Origin of the sequence: Caballeronia sordidicola, assembly GCF_000729995.1 — a bacterium.
Classification (GTDB): domain Bacteria; phylum Pseudomonadota; class Gammaproteobacteria; order Burkholderiales; family Burkholderiaceae; genus Caballeronia; species Caballeronia sordidicola_A.
The window spans coordinates 1-16937 of sequence record NZ_JNFG01000025.1 but is presented as its reverse complement, the minus strand read 5'-3'; the positions used below and the strand labels follow the sequence as shown (position 1 = coordinate 16937).

The following is a 16937-nucleotide window of genomic DNA, read 5'->3' as shown; positions in this document are numbered from 1 at the left end:
TCGTCTGCGTCTGTTCAGTCTTGCAATGTCATCGACAACACTTTCACCACCAGATCCTTGTAGCTGATGCCGACCGCACGCGCCGCTTTCGGCGGCAGCGAGTGGTCCGTCATGCCCGGCGCGGTGTTCACTTCCAAAAAGTACGGATTGCCGTCGCCGTCCATCATGAAATCGGCACGGCCCCAGTCGGTGCAGCCGAGCACGTCGAACGCGCGGCGTGACAGCTGCTTCATGCGCGTTTCGTCGGCGGGCGAGAGGCCGCAGGGAATCGGGTACTGCGTGTCGTCAGCGATGTACTTCGCGTTGTAGTCGTAGAACTCGCCGGCCGGCACGATCTTGATGATCGGCAAGTCGAGGTCGCCCGCGATACAGCACGTGTATTCAGCGCCGCCTTCAATGCTCTTCTCGATCAGCACGATCTTGTCGAACTTCGAGGCTTCGATCAGCGCCGGCACCAGCGTTTCCGCGCTCTTCACCTTGATCACCGCAACGCTCGATCCTTCGCTTGCCGGCTTCACGAACAGCGGCAACCCGAGCCTCGCGATACTGCGCTGCGCCGCGTCTTCGTAGTCATCGCCGCGCATCACGACTTCGAACGGCGGCGTGGGCACGCCGGTTTGCTGCCACACGAGCTTCGTGCGGAATTTATCGAGGCCGAGTGCTGAACCGAGCACACCGCTGCCCGTGTACTTGATGCCGTAAAAATCGAGCGCGCCCTGCAACTGGCCGTTCTCGCCATACCCGCCATGCAACGCGATAAACACGCGCGCAAACCCTTCGGACTTCAACTCCGCCAGCGGCCGTTCTGCCGGATCGAACGGATGCGCGTCGATGCCCGCATCGCGCAATCCCTGCAGCACGAGACGTCCCGAATTCAGCGATACCTCGCGCTCAGCGGTTTCCCCGCCAAGCAGCACGGCCACTTTGCCGAACACCTTCGGATCGATTGCGCTTGCGCTCACATTGCTCGTCGCGTTACTCGTCATTTCAAAACCTTCGAATCCTGAATTTGCGTCGTCAGCCGAGCGCATACACCGCCGATAGAACCGGCGCCCATCGTGATCACTACGTCGCCATTGCGTGCCAGCGTGGTAATCGCGTCCGGCATCTCATCCACCGTTTCGACAAACACCGGCTCCACTTTCCCTGCCACACGAATCGCACGAGCCAACGCGCGGCCATCGGCGGCGACGATCGGGGCTTCGCCTGCCGCGTAGACGTCGGTGAGAACGAGGGCGTCGACCGTTGACAGCACCCGCACGAAGTCTTCGAAGCAATCGCGGGTGCGCGTGTATCGATGCGGCTGGAACGCGAGCACGAGACGCCGGCCGGGAAATGCGCCACGCGCCGCCGCGACCGTCGCAGCCATTTCGACCGGGTGATGACCGTAGTCATCGATCAGCGTGTATGCACCGCCTTCGGACGCTTTCACGTTCACTTCGCCGTAGCGCTGAAAACGCCGGCCTACGCCGGTGAATTCTTGTAGTGCCCTCTGGATATCGGCATCTGCCACTTCAAGTTCAGTCGCAATTGCGATAGCCGCCAAAGCGTTCTGCACGTTATGCGTGCCCGGCAGATTCAGCACGATGTCCAAAGGCGTCGCGTCTTCACGCAATGTAGTGAAATGCATCTTGCCGTCGCGCGCTTCCACGTTCACCGCGCGCACTTGCGCTTCGGCGCCGAGGCCGTATCGGATAATCGGCTTCGACACGAACGGCAGAATTTCACGCACGTTCGGATCGTCCACGCACAGCACCGCGATGCCGTAGAACGGCAGCCGATGCGTGAATTCGATAAACGCCTGCTTCAGCCGCGCGAAGTCATGGCCGTACGTGTCCATGTGATCGGCGTCGATGTTCGTGATGACTTCGATCACCGGGAACAGATTCAGGAACGACGCATCCGATTCATCGGCTTCAGCCACGATGAAATCGCCCGTCCCCAATCGTGCGTTCGCGCCCGCGCTGATCAAACGGCCACCGATCACGAAGGTCGGATCGAGCCCACCCGCGGCCAGCACGCTCGCCACCAGCGACGTCGTCGTGGTCTTGCCATGCGTGCCCGCAATCGCAATGCCCTGCTTCAGCCGCATCAATTCCGCGAGCATCACGGCGCGCGGCACGATCGGAATCCGGCGATGACGCGCGGCCAGCACTTCGGGGTTATCGGAGCGCACAGCGGTGGACACGACCACGGCATTCGCGCCGTCGATATTCTCTTCACGATGCCCGATCGCCACGCGCGCACCCAGCGTGGTGAGCCGATCGGTCACGCCGTTGCTCGTCAGATCCGAGCCGCTGACCTGATAGCCGAGATTGAGCAACACCTCTGCAATGCCGCTCATCCCCGCGCCGCCGATGCCGACAAAGTGAATGTGTTTGACGATATGTTTCATGGCTGGATTTCCTTCGGCGCTTGTATCAGCGCGCTCAAGCCGGCTACATCGGCGCAGACCCGGCCGACGCGTTCAGCCGCATCGGGTTTCGCTAAAGCGCGAGCTTTCACGGCCATCGAGGCAAGCGTCTCGCGAGTCTGTTCGCGCAACCAGCAGGCGAGCTTTTCCGCCGACAAATCGCGCTGTTGTATCAAATGAGCCGCGCCCTCGTTAGCGAGGAATGCGGCGTTGGTGGTCTGGTGATCATCGACGGCGAAAGGGAACGGCACGAACAGCGCGGCTACGCCTACGGCCGCGATCTCCGATACGGTCATCGCACCCGAGCGGCAGATCACGAGATCCGCTGCGGCGTAGGCGCTCGCCATATCGTCGATAAACGGCACTAGCTGCACGTCTTCTTCCGATGTCAAACCCGCTGCCGCGTAGTTCGCTTTCAACGCTTCGATATGCTTCGCGCCCGCCTGATGTACGACGCGCGGACGCAGTGCCGGGTCGAGCAACGCGAGCGCCTTCGGTACGGTTTCATTCAAAGCGGCTGCACCCAGACTGCCCCCGACCACCAGAACGTTAAGACGCGCTTCATGACCCACATTGCGAGCGGCGTAGCGTTCTTTGGGTGGCAAAGCTTCAGCAAGTTCCGCACGAATTGGATTTCCGGTCCATTCAGCATTGGGCAGTGCATTCGGGAACGCGACCAGCACGCGTTTGGCGATATGCGCGAGCACCTTGTTCGCCAGTCCTGCGATTGAATTCTGTTCGTGCAGCACGAGCGGCGTGCCGCTCAGCTTCGACATCAAGCCCGCCGGAAACGTGATGTATCCGCCCATGCCGAGCACCACATCGGGCTTCACCTTGCGCAGCGCGTGCAGGCTTTGCGAGCATGCGCGCAGCAGGTTCACCGGCAACATCAGCTTTGTCTTTAGGCCCTTGCCACGCACGCCGCCAAAGCGCACATATTCCATCGCGATGCCGTGCTTCGGCACAAGCGTCGCTTCCATGCCCGACGCATTGCCGAGCCACACCACACGCCAGCCGCGCGCCTGCATCCAGTGAGCGACCGCGAGCCCCGGGAACACGTGTCCCCCGGTGCCGCCGGCCATCACCATCAGCGTGCCTGCGCGAGATGACGTCGAAACCGTCATACCTTTCCTCCACGCATCAGCACCCGGTTTTCGTAATCCACGCGCATCAGCACAGCAAGTGCGACGCAGTTCAGCAAGATGCCCGAACCGCCGTAGCTCACGAGCGGCAACGTCAAGCCTTTGGTCGGCAGCAAGCCGAGATTCACGCCCATGTTGATGAAGGTCTGCGCACCAAACCACAGGCCGATTCCCTTCGCCATCAAACCGGCAAACGTACGGTCGAGCGCGAGCGCCTGACGGCCGATTTCGAACGCGCGCCGCACGATCCAGTAGAACAGCAGGATCACGATCAGCACGCCGACAAACCCGAGTTCCTCGCCAATCACGGCGAGGATGAAATCGGTGTGCGCTTCCGGCAGATAGTTGAGCTTCTCGACACTGCCGCCCAGTCCCACGCCGAACCATTCGCCGCGGCCGAACGCGATCAGCGAGTGCGTCAACTGATACGCCTTGCCTTGTGCATAGCGGTCGTCCCACGGATCGAGGTAAGCGAAGATCCGTTCACGACGCCACGGCGATGCCCACACGAGCAACGCAAACGTGCCAACGGCCGTTGCCACCAGGCCGCCGAACAGCTTGGCGTTCACGCCGCCGAGGAACAGCACACCCATGGCGACAACCGCGATCACCATGAACGCACCCATGTCCGGCTCGAGCAGCAGCAACGCGCCGACGAAACCTACCGCGACGGCCATCGGCAAAAAGCCGCGGCCGATGCTGTTCATGAATTCCTGCTTACGCACCGTGTAGTTGGCCGCGTAAATAGTTACGGCGAGCTTCATGATTTCCGACGGCTGCATGTTCGTGATGCCGAGCGGAATCCATCGACGCGCGCCGTTCACGCCCTTGCCGATGTGCGGAATCAACACGAGCACCAGCAGGAACAGCGAGAAGAGGAAGAACTTCGCCGCGTACTTGTCCCATGTGGACACCGGAATCCTGAACGCGATGATCGCCGCCACGACGGCGGTTGCTATCGATACAAGATGGCGCACCAGGAAGAAGTAATCGCGGTACTGCGCGTATTTCGGCGAATCCGGCATGGCGATGGACGCTGAATACACCATCACGATTCCGAGTCCGAGCAACGCAATCGTCACCCACAGCAGCGAGTAGTCGTAGTCGAGCATGCGCGAACGGATAGGCGTCACGCCGTTGACCGCGCTCGAAATGCCGCTTGCCCGTTCAGCCACGCGTGCACCAATGCCGCCAAGCCCGCCCACGCCGCCCGTGCGGTCGGTACGCGAGGCGCGGCCGCCGAGCGTCGCGCTGTCGTTCGCAACAGCGTTGCGTTGACCGGTCAGTTTCGAGCCAAAACGTTCGGACCAGCTCATAACATCACTCCCCGTTCTGCCGCGATATCAGCCACCGCTTGTCGGAATACATCCGCGCGATGTGCGTAGTTCTTGAACATGTCGAAACTGGCGCACGCAGGCGAAAGCAACACCGCGTCGCCCGGTTCAGCCAGTTTTGCTGCCGCTTGCGTTGCGGCTTCGAGCGTGGCGTGGTCATGCAGCGGCACATCCGTGTCCGCCAGCGCTTCACGAATGCGCGGTGCATCGCGGCCAATCAGCATCACCGCTCGACACCACCGCGCGACAGGTGCCGCGAGCGGTGAAAAATCCTGGCCCTTGCCGTCTCCGCCAGCAATCAGCAGCGCCTTTTGCGCGAGGCCATCGAGCGCCGCGACGGTCGCGCCGACGTTCGTGCCTTTGCTGTCATCGACGAAATCAATGCCTTCTATTTGCGCGATCACTTCCACGCGATGCGGCTCGCCCTGGTATTCACGCAAGCCGTGAAGGAGCGAAGCCAAAGGTAAATCGATCGCCCGTGCGAGCGCCAAACCAGCCAGCGCATTCGCTGCGTTATGCAGACCGCGAACGCGCAGCGCATCGACGGGCATCAGGCGTTTGGAATACACGTTCGGTTCGGCAGCAACATCGCTTTTGCGCCGACGCGTGGGCGCGGGTTCGTCGCTGAGATCACGGTCGTTGCCTTGCGCGAGCCATGCGATACCGTTCTCGCGCAGCAAACCGTAGTCACCGAGACGCTTCGGCTCGTTCAGACCAAACGTGACCACGGACGCGGGATTTCCCGATCCCAGCGCCATGGTCCGCGCGTCATCACGATTGAGTACACGTACCGTCTTTTCACCAAAGATCCGGCCCTTCGCTGCAGCGTAAGCGTCGAGGCCGCCATGCCAGTCCAGATGATCCTGCGTAATGTTGAGCACAGCAGCAGCGTCCGGCGCGAACGAGTGTGCGGTCTCAAGCTGAAAACTCGACAGCTCCAGCACCCAGACATCGGGCAGCGCGGTGTTGTCGATTGCTTCACTTAACTTGTCCAGCATCGCCGGGCTGATGTTTCCCGCCACCGCCACGGTCTTGCCGGCACGCTCACACAACAGCCCGGTGAGCGCGGTCGTCGTGGTCTTGCCGTTGGTGCCCGTAATGGCGATCACCTTCGGCGCGTAGCCGTTCGCGCCAAGCGACTTCAACGCTTGCGCGAACAATTCCAGCTCGCCCCACACAGGGACGCCGCGTTCCCGCGCGGCGTCGAGGAGCGGCCTCAAATCATCAGCCAGAGGCGACAGTCCCGGGCTGATTGCAACAATCTCGATACCGCCATCGAGCAGAGCCGGCGTGAATGCACCGCCGACAAAATCCGCATCGATGCCATGCACAGCGAGCTCCGACAGGTTCGGCGGCGTGGCGCGGGTATCGGCCACGCGCAGACGGCACCCGTGACGCGCGCACCAACGCGTCATCGCGAGGCCGGATTCACCGAGCCCCAGCACAAGCACCATCGGACTTTGCCGATCGAAGAACTTCTCGCCAAACATCGCTTTACCTTTTTCCCTGAACAACCAGAATCAACGCAACTTCAGCGTCGACAAACCGAACAGACACAACATCAGCGTGATGATCCAGAAGCGCACGACCACCTGCGTTTCCTTCCATCCCGACAACTCGAAATGGTGATGCAGCGGCGCCATCTTGAAGATGCGCCGCCCTTCGCCGAAGCGTTTTTTCGTGTACTTGAAATAGCTGACCTGCATCATCACGGAGAGCGTTTCCGCGACGAACACACCGCCCATGATGAACAGCACGACTTCCTGCCGCACGATCACGGCGATGGTCCCGAGCGCGCCGCCGAGCGCGAGTGCGCCGACATCGCCCATGAAGACTTGCGCGGGGTGCGTGTTGTACCAGAGAAACGCGAGCCCCGCGCCCCCCATTGCGGAACAAAAGATCAATAATTCGCCGGCCCCGGGAATGTGCGGGAACAGTAAGTACTTTGAGTACACCGAGCTACCCATCACATAAGCAAACGCGCCCAGCGATGCACCCACCAGCACGACCGGCATGATGACGAGACCGTCGAGGCCATCGGTGAGATTCACGGCATTGCTCGAACCGACGATCACCAGATACGTCATCGCGATGAAGCCCCACGTGCCGAGCGGATAGCTGATCGATTTGAGGAACGGCAGCATCAGGTCGGCCCGCGCGGGCAAGCCCATCGACAAACCGCTGCGCACCCACGCCATGAACAGGTCGAACACGCGTGCGTTGTTCGCCTCCGACACGCTGAACGCGAGATAAACGGCGGCGAACAAACCGATCACCGATTGCCAGAAATACTTTTCCCGCGACGACATTCCGCGCGGGTCTTTATGCACCACCTTCCGGTAATCATCGACCCAACCGATCACGCCGTAACCGAACGTCACAAGCATCACGATCCACACGAAGCGATTGGTCAGGTCAGCCCAGAGCAAGGTGGAAAACGCGATGCCCAACAATATCAACACGCCACCCATGGTCGGCGTGCCGGATTTCACCAAATGCGTTTGCGGGCCGTTCGTACGCACGGCCTGACCGACCTTCAGCGAAGTCAATTTGCGAATCACCCACGGACCGCAAACGAGGCCGACGAACAACGCCGTGATCGTCGCGCCGACAGCGCGGAACGTGAGGTAGGTAAACACGCGCAGAAAACTGGCGTCATTCTGAAGCCATTGCGCGAGTGCGAGTAGCATGCTGGTCCTTCTTCTTCAGTGCGCAGCAGGCGTAACGCCCGCTGCGGGTTGGTGTGGACTCGTCACGGCGTCCACCACGCGTTCCATCTGCATGAAGCGCGAGCCTTTCACGAGAAACGTGGCGTCGGGTCCGAAGCCGGCGCCGGTGAGTGCTGCAATGAGTGAGGTGATGTCGGTGAAATGTTGTCCTGCCGGGCCGAAGACTTTGCTTGAATCGATGCTGGCATCGCCGAGTGCGTAAAGCACGTCGATACCCCGTTGCGCCGCATACGTTCCCACTTCGCGATGAAACGCCGGACCCTGGTCGCCGACTTCGCCCATGTCGCCCATGACCAGTACGCGCGGCGAGGGTTGCGATGCGAGCACGTCAATAGCCGCGCGCATGGAGTCAGGATTCGAGTTGTACGTATCGTCGATAACTGTCGCGCCTTCGATCGGTTTGAGCACAGCGCGCTTCACTTGCAGACGGCCCTTTACCGGTTCGAAAGCTTCGAGTCCGCGCTTGACGGCGTCGAGTGAAACGTTCGCGGCAATAGCGGCAGCCGTAGCCGCCAACGCGTTGCGCGCGTTGTGTTCGCCCAGCACTTGCAACGCGACTTCGAGCGCGCCTTGCGGCGTGTTGATCGTGAGCGTCGCGCCAACCAGCTTGCCGGTCACCGCCGCTTCGATCTGCGACGCGTCCGTATGCAACGCGAAATCCAGGATCGGATTGCCCGTCGCGGCAACGCGCCAGATGCTGGCGTATTTGTCGTCGGCGGGGAAAACGGCCGTGCCGTTGGCGCCCAGCGCGTGAATCACCGACGCATGTTCCAGCGCGACCGCTTCCACCGTCGCCATGAATTCCTGATGCTCGCGTTGCGCGTTGTTGACGACAGCGACCGTCGGCGCGGCGATCTTGCCGAGCGTTTCCGTTTCGCCCGGATGATTCATGCCGAGCTCGATCACCGCCAGCTTGTGTGTTTCATTCAGACGAAACAACGTCAACGGCAGGCCGATGTCGTTGTTGAAATTGCCTGCCGTCGCGAGCCGCGCGTTTTCGCCCACAGCCGCCGCGAGGATCGACGCAATCATTTCCTTGACCGTGGTCTTGCCGTTGCTGCCGGTGACTGCGATCAGCGGAATCGTGAAACGCTTGCGCCAGCCGTGGGCCAACGCGCCGAGCGCCACGCGCGTGTCCTTGACCTTGATCGCGGGCACAGCGAAATCATCCGGCGTGTGCGTGACCAACACCGCCGCGATGCCGCGCTGCGCGACTTGGGGCAGGAAATTGTGGGCATCGAAACGATCGCCCTTGATCGCGATGAACAGATCGCCCGGACCCGCCGTGCGGCTATCTGTGGATACCCGGTCGAACGCGACGTTTTCATCGCCGATAACGATCGCACCCGGAATCTGCAACGCGGCGTCGCGCAATGTGAACAGCGTCATTCGCCACCTCCGCGCGCTTGCGTGGCGCGAGCGGCAAGCGCCAGGCGTGCGTGATCCTGATCGGAGAAAGCGCGCTTTTTTCCCATGATTTCCTGCGTGGCTTCGTGGCCCTTACCGGCCAGCACGACCACGTCCTCGCGCGCCGCGGTGCGGATCGCCTGGAGAATCGCGCTCGCGCGGTCTTCTATGCGACGCGCTTTCGACGCGTCCTGAAAGCCCGCTGCAATCTGATCGATGATCGCCAGCGGATCTTCCCCGCGCGGGTTGTCGCTGGTGATCACGACGTGATCCGCATTTTTCTCCGCGATAGCACCCATCAGAGGACGCTTGGTCGCATCGCGATCGCCCCCGCAACCGAACATGCAGATCAACTGGCCGCCACGCGTTTCGGCGATCGGCCGCAGCGCTGCCAGCGTTTTTTCGAGCGCGTCCGGCGTGTGCGCGAAATCGATCACCACCAGCGGCTCATCATTCTGCAAGCGGCCGCCAAGGCGCTGCATCCGTCCATTCACCGCTTCGAGCTTCGCGATCTGCGTGAGCGCGGCGTCGAGCGGAATCTGCGCCGCCAGCAACGCACCCAACACGCCGAGCAGATTGCTCACGTTGAATTCGCCGAGCGTCGCGACTTCCACATCGGCGTCGCCCCAGTCGGAGCTCAGGTGGAACGCGGTACCGGTCGCGGTTGCGCGTACGCGGCTGGCGAGCAGCGACGCGTCGGCTTTGACTCCGGCTCCGGCGGCGTTTTCAGCAATTCCATACGCAATCGTTCGCGTCCTGCCGTGACACGATGCAATCAAACGCTGACCCGCCAGGTCGTCGCGATTGATGACAGCGGCTTTCAAAGCCGGCCACGCGAACAGCTTCGCCTTCGCGCCTTCGTACGCGGCGAACGTGCCGTGATAGTCCAGATGATCCTGCGTGAGATTCGTGAAGATGGCGATATCGAACTTCGTGCCGTTCACACGTCCCTGATGCAGCGCATGCGACGAGACTTCCATTGCCACGGCCTTCGCGCCATCGGTTTTGAATTGGGCAAACGTGCGTTGCAGTTGCGGCGCGTCCGGAGTCGTAAAACCCGAATGCACGAGCTTGCCCGGCATGCCGCTGCCGAGCGTACCCACCACCGCGCACGGCGTGCCCAAGGCCGACAACGCCGTTGCCAGCCAATGGCTGCACGACGTCTTGCCGTTCGTGCCGGTTACGCCCACGACCAGCATGGAGTCGGTGGGCTCGCCATACCACGCCGACGCAATCGGCCCGGCCAGTTCATTCAGCGCCTTGACCGCCAACGCACGTGACGGGTCCGGCTTGCCGGTGAAATTCTCCGGCTGATACAGCACGGCAGCGGCGCCGTTTTCGAGCGCGGCATCGATGAAAGGACGGCTGTCCGCGCCATCCACGGCGTAGGCAAAAAACACGTCGCCGGATTTTAGCGAGCGCGAATCAGCGTGCAATTGCGCATCGGCCGCCGCGTGCGCACGCAACCACTCAACCGCTTTCGCGATCTGTGCCTGTTGCCTGACCAAATCCAGACCGCTCATCGAACGACTCCCGGGTGATTCTTCGGATTCGTCGATACCTTCAGCTTCTTCGGCGCATTGACGCTCGTGCTCGTGTTCGTATTCGCATTCGTCGCGTTCGGCTTCTTGATGTCAGTGGCGGGCGTGCCGGAAGCGGGGTCATCGGAGACCACCATCTGCTTCACTGCCATGTCCGGCGGAATGTTCAGCGAACGCAAGGTATCGCCGGCGATTGCCGAGAACACCGGACCCGACACCTGGCCGCCAAAGTGGCTGCCGGCCGTCGGTTCATCAACCGAAACCGCCACCACGATGCGCGGATCCGGCATAGGCCCCATACCGACGAACGATGCGCGATAGCGCGATTTATCGTAGCCACGTCCCGCGTGCTTGTACGCCGTCCCTGACTTACCACCCACGCGATACCCCGGCACGGCCGCATCCGGCGACGTGCCGCCCTTCGCCGTCACCGTTTCCAGCATGGCGCGCACTTCGCGCGCAGTGGTCGGTGCGAACACCTGCGGACCCGTCACGGGCGCATCGCCCGGCGTGCGGAAAATGGAGACCGGCAACACTTGCCCGTCATGGGCGATAGCCGTGTAAGCGCGCGCCAACTGGAACAGCGACGCTGACAAACCGTATCCATACGACATGGTCGCCTGTTCAATCCGGCGCCAGCTTTTCCACGGCCGCAGCCGACCCGACACCGCGCCCGGGAAACCCACCTTCGGCGCCTGCCCGAGCCCAATGCTCGTATACATGTTCCACATCTCTTCCGGCTTCAACTGCATCGCGATCTTGGTCGCGCCAATGTTGCTCGACTTCTGGATCACGCCACCCACGGTCAGGACGCCGAACGCCGAGTCGTCGGTGATGCGCGCGCCATCGAGCACGAACGAACCGCCGCCCGTATCCACCAGCGTGTTCGGTGTGACGCGATGCAGATCGAGCGCCAGCGAAATCGTGAACGGCTTCATGATCGAGCCCGGCTCGAACGTGTCCGTCATGATCCGGTTGCGCAACTGCTCGCCGGTCATGCGCGAGCGGTCGTTCGGGTTGTAGGTCGGATAATTGACAAGCGCGAGCACTTCGCCGGTCTTCACATCGATTACGATGGCCGCGCCCGCTTTCGCCTTGAACTTCTCCACGGCGGCTTTCAGGTTCGTGTACGCGATGTACTGGATCTTGCTGTCAATCGACAATTCCACGTCGTCACCGTTATGCGGTACGACTTGCTCGTCCACGTCCTCGACGACGTGCCCCATCCGGTCCTTGATCACGCGACGCATGCCGGGCGTGCCGGCGAGAACGCCCTGATCGCCGAGTTCAACGCCTTCCTGACCCTTGTCTTCAATATTAGTGAAGCCGATCAGATGCGCCGTGATCTCGCCTTCCGGATAGAAGCGCTTGTATTCACCACGCGAATAAATGCCGGGGATGTCCAAAGCCGCGACTTTCTGCGCGACCTCGATGGACACCTGCCGCTTCACATAGACAAAGGTCTTGTCCATGGAGAGCTTCGCGCGCAATTCCTTCGGCGACATTTCGAGCAGCGTGGCGAGCTCGCCGAGCTTGTCTGCGCTGAGGTCATCGGGCACGGCTTCGGGGATGGCCCAGATCGCCTTCACCGGCAAACTGGTCGCAAGCACTAGGCCGTTGCGGTCCTTGATCTGGCCGCGCGTGGCCGGCATTTCGAGCGTGCGCTGATAGCGGCTTTCACCCTGCTTCTTGAAGAACGCGTTGCCCGGACCCTGGATCCAGAACGCGCGCCCCGCAAGCGCGACGAATGCCATGAACAGCATGAACACGACGAGCTTCGAGCGCCACATGGGCAGGCGCACCGAGAGAATGGGATTGGGCGTGAAGGCGACGCCCTTGTTCTTCTTTGGCGACGGTTTCATCGTTTCACCCCGCGTGCGGGAGGAGCCGACGCCGGAACGGGCGCAGGCAACGGTGCGTCCGTGGCCTTCGACGTAGCCGGGTCATAGTTCAGATATTGCGTGCGGCCCGTGGTGACGGGCTGCATCTTCAGGGACGTATTAGCCAACTGCTCAATGCGCGAAGTTTTCGACAACGCGCTCTGCTGATATTGAAGCTGCGAAAAATCCTGCTGCAACTGGCGCTCTTCCGACTGCGCCCTTTGCACATTGATAAAAATCTGCCGTTGCTTGTTCGAAGCGCTCACCGCCGACAACGCGCAACCGAGCACAACGATCAGCAGGAAGATGTTGAGACGGTTCATGGCGCCGTCTGCCCGGTTGTCTGAGCGGTAACGCGCTCGGCAATCCGCATCACGGCGGAACGCGCGCGCGGGTTCGCCGCGACTTCAGCGTCAGACGCAAATACACGGCCAATCAGCTTGAGCGGCGGACTGGGCAGATCGGCGGCGCGAATCGGCAGGCGTCGGTCGATCGCAGGCCCGCTTGCGTGGGCCTGCATGAAACGTTTGACGATCCGGTCCTCGAGCGAATGAAAGCTGATCACGACGAGGCGCCCCCCTTGCTCCAACAACGCCAATGCTGCGTCCAGAACTACTTGCAACTCCGCAAGCTCTTGATTGATGTGAATCCGTATAGCCTGAAAGGTGCGGGTTGCCGGATCCTTACCCTTCTCACGGGTTTTGACGACATGACCCACGATTTGGGCAAGCTCGCCCGTGGTGACGAGAGGCCCAAGACTATCGGACTCTGCCCGGCGAGCAACAAGCGCCTTTGCAATCTGAAAAGCAAACCGTTCTTCCCCATAATCTTTGATCACCTCCGTCAATTCCTGCACCGTTGCCCGCGCCAGCCATTCCGCAGCAGATTCGCCACGGGTTGGGTCCATCCGCATGTCGAGCGGGCCATCGGCCCTGAAGCTGAAGCCGCGATCCGGATCGTCCACTTGCGGCGACGAAATCCCCAGATCCAGCAACACGCCCGACACTTTCCCTACTCCTCGCTCGGCAGCGGCATCGGCTAACGAGGCGAAACTTTCATGCACTATGGAAAATCTTGAATCCTGAATCTGTGCCGCTGTAGCAATAGCCAACGGGTCTTTGTCGAAGGCAATCAGCCGGGCGCCTTCGCCCAGCTTCGTCAGGATCAGACGGCTATGGCCGCCGCGTCCGAACGTGCCATCTATATAAGTACCGTCTACACGCGTGACCAGCGCATCTACCGCTTCATCCAGCAGCACCGTGCGATGCTGCAATTCGTTTTTCATCGCAGGGCTCATGTTCTTTAGCGCCGCGTCAAAACGTAAAATTCTGCAGCGCGTCGGGCATGCCTTGCGCCATTGCCGCTTTTTCCTTCTCGGTGTAAGTCACCGCGTCCCATACTTCCAGGTAGTTGCCCATGCCGAGCAGCGTCACTTCTTTAGTCAGCGACGCCGCCGCGCGCAATTCCGGCGACACCAGTACCCGTCCGGCGCTATCTAGTTCAACATCCATAGCGTTGCCCAGATAAATCCGGCGAACCCAGATTGCATTCATAGGGAGTTCAGCGATTTTCGAGCGAAAGATTTCCCACTCAGGGCGAGGAAACAGCAACAGGCATCCATCCGGGCTCTTTGTGAGCGTGACCCGGCCTTCTGCCTGCCCTTGCAGCGCTTCCCGATAGCGAGACGGGACGGACATCCGTCCTTTCGCATCGAGCGATAGCGCCGAAGCCCCTTGGAACACTCGCCCTCTCCTCTTCGCGCCATGGCGGCGCGTCACTTCTTTGTTGGAATATGCCTGAAAGTGCGCTCTGAATCACACAAAAATACACTTTCTCACACCATTTCCCACTGTAGAGGAAGGCATTTCGCCGGTCAATACGATCTGGCGTTTTTTGACTAAATTTGTTTTTTAGAACAATGACTTAGCGCAGACCGCTAAAGTAGGGTGAAATTTCGAAAGTCGTTATGAATGAATGACGTAGTGGCGAATGTGAAGGTAGTACGTGAAATGACGAACAAAGACTAGGGGTAGTTTTGTTCCGCGATGGCCCACACGAGGAATTGCGGGTCAGATGGAACGCAGAAAACGGGAGAGAGAAGAGTGCGCATCTCGCCGCACGGGGCGAGATGCGTGATTGCTTAAATATAGTACGCCGTGCGGGTCATAACTTTCGATGTCGCGCGCATCAGCGCCCGCACCGGAAACGGCAGTTCGACGCCGCCCGCGTTGATGGCCGCAACGGCATGCGCGGCTTCATCGATGCGCATTTGCTCGACGATTGCGCGCGATGCGTGGTCGTTCACAGGCAGGCTCGTCATGTGGCTGTCCAGATGCTTCTCTACCTGACGCTCAGTTTCCGCCATGAACCCGAGACTGACCCGGTCGCCAAATCTTCCAGCAATAAACCCCAGCGCGAGGGAACCCGTGTACCACAAAGGGTTAAGCAGACTGGGCCGCGAGTCCAGGTCGCGCAACCGCTGCATGGTCCACGCCAGATGGTCTTCTTCCTCGCGCGCCGCGTCCTCGAAACCGCGCTTCAAAGCGGTCGACTCGGTCGCGAGTTTTTGCGCCTGATACAGCGCCTGTGCGCACACTTCGCCCACGTGATTCACGCGCATCAACGCCGCCGAATGCGCCTTTTCTTCCACGCTCAGCGTTGTATCCGCCGCGTCGGCGGGCGACTCAGCACCATCTGCCTGAACCGGAGGCGCCTCCGGTATGGGGCGTGACATCCGGGATACACCGGTCATCGACCGCAGTCCACGATCGAACTCAGAGATAAGTTCATCGAGTGTCATTTAATAACTCCTGTTTCGATCTCCTGAGCGATCCTGCACCGGGCGGAGACCGATCGTCCAACTAACAAATTACCCACTCTTCAAAACGTGTAATTAGGGCAAATACGGGTCGCAAATAGCCGAAAAACCCGATTTTACCGCATGTTGCGTAAACGTCACACGAAGGAAACGAAGGGGCCGCTTTTCCTTTGTCGCTAAAAGCCTCTTTGTTACATTACGTTCAACTTCAATTTTGAAGTACCGGCGGGGACGTCAACACACTGGCGCTAAGAACAGTGACCTTGCCAAACAGTTTCAACACTTTGGAGATCATCAATGAAAAAGTCGCTTCTCGCACTGGCTGCGCTGGGTACATTCGCAGGTGTCGCGCATGCTCAGAGCAGCGTCACGTTGTACGGTATTGTCGATGCAGGTTTCGCTTACAACAATAACTCGGGTGGCCATAAGCTCTACGAAACGAGCGCCGGCAACCTGCAAGGCGATCGTTGGGGCCTGCGTGGCACGGAAGATCTGGGCGGTGGCTTGAAGGCACTGTTCGTGTTGGAAAACGGTTTCAACGCGTTCTCGGGCAAGCTGGGTCAAGGCGGTGACGAATTCGGCCGTCAAGCTTACGTTGGCCTGTCGAGCCAGTTCGGTACGGTTACCCTCGGTCGTCAATACGACTCCGTGGTGGACTACACCGGCGCGTTCGAAGTGGGTAGCCAGTGGGCGTCGTTCTACGCTGCTCACCCGGGCGACCTGGACAACCTGAACAACTCGAATCGAGTGAACAACTCGATCAAGTACGCGAGCGCGAACTATAGTGGCATCACGTTCGGCGGCTTGTACAGCCTGGGCGGCGTTGCTGGTCAATTCAACCGCAATCAGATTTTCTCGGGCGGTATTGGCTATTCGCAAGGTCCGTTGCAATTGGGCGCAGGTTACTTGAACGTCAAGAACCCGAACTTCTCGTTCTTTGGCAACACCGCGTCGGCGAGCGCAACGGCTTCGAACATGACCGCTTCGACGGTGTACTCGGGCTATGCAACGGCCAAGACCCAACAAGTGATTTCCGCTGCCGGTGCTTACACGTTCGGCGCGGCAACTGTCGGCGCAACGTACAGCAACACGCAGTTCAAGGATCTCGGACAGACCGCGGTTACTGGAACGGGTCAGACGACGGCCGGATCTGCCAAGTTCCACAACGCCGAACTGAACTTCAAGTATCAGCTGACGCCGGCTCTGTTGCTGGGCGCTGCATACGACTACACGAAGGGCTACGGCGTGAACGACGCGAAGTACCACCAAGGCGTCATTGGCGCGGACTACTTCCTGTCCAAGCGCACCGACCTGTACATCGACGGCATCTATCAACACGCGTTGGGTACGGATTCGACCGGCAAGACCGCTGTTGCAAACATCAACGGCCTGTCGGCGTCCTCGACGTCGAACCAGGTTGCTGCTGTTGTCGGCATCCGTCACAAGTTCTAATAAGTTGTAATAAAAACAGTTGTCTTGAAAGGCGCCTCCGGGCGCCTTTTTTTCGTGCCGATTCCGGACAGGGTCGGGCAGGTTCGGTGGATGTGATCGGCATAGGGGACGGCCAAGAGGCCGTTCCCCTGCCACACCACCCGGCATGCGGGTCCGCACCGGGCGGTTCGAGAAGTTGAGGTTATGAGAGTCGAGGTACACCCAGCCGGTCGAAGTAAGCG

The 16937-nt window shown here is 60.5% G+C and carries 14 protein-coding genes; 1 reads left to right on the top strand and 13 read right to left on the bottom strand.

What is annotated here, in order from left to right; genetic code table 11:
• Positions 1-14: 14 nt before the first annotated feature.
• From FH08_RS0123435 to coq7, 13 genes are all read right to left on the bottom strand, one after another.
• Complete coding sequence (locus FH08_RS0123435; RefSeq protein WP_031360696.1) at positions 15-986, bottom strand: D-alanine--D-alanine ligase; 972 nt, start codon at positions 984-986, stop codon at positions 15-17.
• Entirely contained in the window at positions 983-2395 is a 1413-nt protein-coding gene (murC, locus tag FH08_RS0123430; RefSeq protein ID WP_031360695.1) for a UDP-N-acetylmuramate--L-alanine ligase, read from the bottom strand. The genes FH08_RS0123435 and murC overlap by 4 nt, the downstream gene beginning before the upstream one ends.
• The gene (murG, locus tag FH08_RS0123425; protein ID WP_031360694.1) at positions 2392-3537 is read right to left on the bottom strand and encodes an undecaprenyldiphospho-muramoylpentapeptide beta-N-acetylglucosaminyltransferase; all 1146 of its coding nucleotides are present in this window, start codon (positions 3535-3537) and stop codon (positions 2392-2394) included. The genes murC and murG overlap by 4 nt, the downstream gene beginning before the upstream one ends.
• On the bottom strand, positions 3534-4871 hold the full coding sequence (ftsW, locus tag FH08_RS0123420) for a putative lipid II flippase FtsW (protein ID WP_031360693.1): 1338 nt from the start codon (positions 4869-4871) through the stop codon (positions 3534-3536). Before ftsW ends, murG begins: the two co-directional genes overlap by 4 nt.
• The gene (gene murD, locus FH08_RS0123415; protein ID WP_031360692.1) at positions 4868-6379 is read right to left on the bottom strand and encodes a UDP-N-acetylmuramoyl-L-alanine--D-glutamate ligase; all 1512 of its coding nucleotides are present in this window, start codon (positions 6377-6379) and stop codon (positions 4868-4870) included. Before murD ends, ftsW begins: the two co-directional genes overlap by 4 nt.
• 30 nt (positions 6380-6409) lie before the next feature.
• Complete coding sequence (gene mraY / locus FH08_RS0123410; protein ID WP_031360691.1) at positions 6410-7579, bottom strand: phospho-N-acetylmuramoyl-pentapeptide-transferase; 1170 nt, start codon at positions 7577-7579, stop codon at positions 6410-6412.
• Between the two features lie 15 nt (positions 7580-7594).
• Positions 7595-9007: a UDP-N-acetylmuramoyl-tripeptide--D-alanyl-D-alanine ligase gene (locus tag FH08_RS0123405; protein WP_031360690.1), complete on the bottom strand. Its 1413-nt coding sequence runs from the start codon at positions 9005-9007 to the stop codon at positions 7595-7597.
• Positions 9004-10548, bottom strand: coding sequence for a UDP-N-acetylmuramoyl-L-alanyl-D-glutamate--2,6-diaminopimelate ligase (locus FH08_RS0123400; protein WP_031360689.1), 1545 nt, complete (start codon positions 10546-10548; stop codon positions 9004-9006). Before FH08_RS0123400 ends, FH08_RS0123405 begins: the two co-directional genes overlap by 4 nt.
• Positions 10545-12428, bottom strand: a complete 1884-nt coding sequence (locus FH08_RS0123395) for a peptidoglycan D,D-transpeptidase FtsI family protein (protein ID WP_031360688.1) — start codon at positions 12426-12428, stop codon at positions 10545-10547. Before FH08_RS0123395 ends, FH08_RS0123400 begins: the two co-directional genes overlap by 4 nt.
• Positions 12425-12769: a cell division protein FtsL gene (gene ftsL, locus FH08_RS0123390; RefSeq protein ID WP_031360687.1), complete on the bottom strand. Its 345-nt coding sequence runs from the start codon at positions 12767-12769 to the stop codon at positions 12425-12427. Before ftsL ends, FH08_RS0123395 begins: the two co-directional genes overlap by 4 nt.
• Entirely contained in the window at positions 12766-13731 is a 966-nt protein-coding gene (rsmH, locus tag FH08_RS0123385) for a 16S rRNA (cytosine(1402)-N(4))-methyltransferase RsmH (RefSeq protein ID WP_031360686.1), read from the bottom strand. The genes ftsL and rsmH overlap by 4 nt, the downstream gene beginning before the upstream one ends.
• A gap of 28 nt (positions 13732-13759) precedes the next feature.
• Positions 13760-14188: a division/cell wall cluster transcriptional repressor MraZ gene (mraZ, locus tag FH08_RS0123380; protein ID WP_031360685.1), complete on the bottom strand. Its 429-nt coding sequence runs from the start codon at positions 14186-14188 to the stop codon at positions 13760-13762.
• 398 nt (positions 14189-14586) lie between these two features.
• A complete protein-coding gene (gene coq7 / locus FH08_RS0123375; protein ID WP_031360684.1) occupies positions 14587-15246 on the bottom strand; it encodes a 2-polyprenyl-3-methyl-6-methoxy-1,4-benzoquinone monooxygenase in 660 nt (219 codons plus the stop codon).
• A gap of 315 nt (positions 15247-15561) precedes the next feature.
• Here coq7 and FH08_RS0123370 point away from each other — a divergent pair, with 315 nt between their 5' ends.
• Positions 15562-16716 carry a porin gene (locus FH08_RS0123370; protein ID WP_031360683.1) on the top strand — a complete coding sequence of 385 codons (1155 nt, stop codon included), beginning with the start codon at positions 15562-15564 and terminating at the stop codon, positions 16714-16716.
• Positions 16717-16937 lie beyond the last annotated feature (221 nt).

Coding starts and splice junctions, on each gene's coding strand:
- FH08_RS0123400 (WP_031360689.1), bottom strand. CDS start 10,548: ATGAGCGGTCTGGATTTGGTCAGGCAACAGGCACAGATCGCGAAAGCG.
- murG (WP_031360694.1), bottom strand. CDS start 3,537: ATGACGGTTTCGACGTCATCTCGCGCAGGCACGCTGATGGTGATGGCC.
- FH08_RS0123435 (WP_031360696.1), bottom strand. CDS start 986: ATGACGAGTAACGCGACGAGCAATGTGAGCGCAAGCGCAATCGATCCG.
- coq7 (WP_031360684.1), bottom strand. CDS start 15,246: ATGACACTCGATGAACTTATCTCTGAGTTCGATCGTGGACTGCGGTCG.
- ftsL (WP_031360687.1), bottom strand. CDS start 12,769: ATGAACCGTCTCAACATCTTCCTGCTGATCGTTGTGCTCGGTTGCGCG.
- mraY (WP_031360691.1), bottom strand. CDS start 7,579: ATGCTACTCGCACTCGCGCAATGGCTTCAGAATGACGCCAGTTTTCTG.
- murC (WP_031360695.1), bottom strand. CDS start 2,395: ATGAAACATATCGTCAAACACATTCACTTTGTCGGCATCGGCGGCGCG.
- FH08_RS0123370 (WP_031360683.1), top strand. CDS start 15,562: ATGAAAAAGTCGCTTCTCGCACTGGCTGCGCTGGGTACATTCGCAGGT.
- rsmH (WP_031360686.1), bottom strand. CDS start 13,731: ATGAAAAACGAATTGCAGCATCGCACGGTGCTGCTGGATGAAGCGGTA.
- FH08_RS0123395 (WP_031360688.1), bottom strand. CDS start 12,428: ATGAAACCGTCGCCAAAGAAGAACAAGGGCGTCGCCTTCACGCCCAAT.
- murD (WP_031360692.1), bottom strand. CDS start 6,379: ATGTTTGGCGAGAAGTTCTTCGATCGGCAAAGTCCGATGGTGCTTGTG.
- ftsW (WP_031360693.1), bottom strand. CDS start 4,871: ATGAGCTGGTCCGAACGTTTTGGCTCGAAACTGACCGGTCAACGCAAC.
- FH08_RS0123405 (WP_031360690.1), bottom strand. CDS start 9,007: ATGACGCTGTTCACATTGCGCGACGCCGCGTTGCAGATTCCGGGTGCG.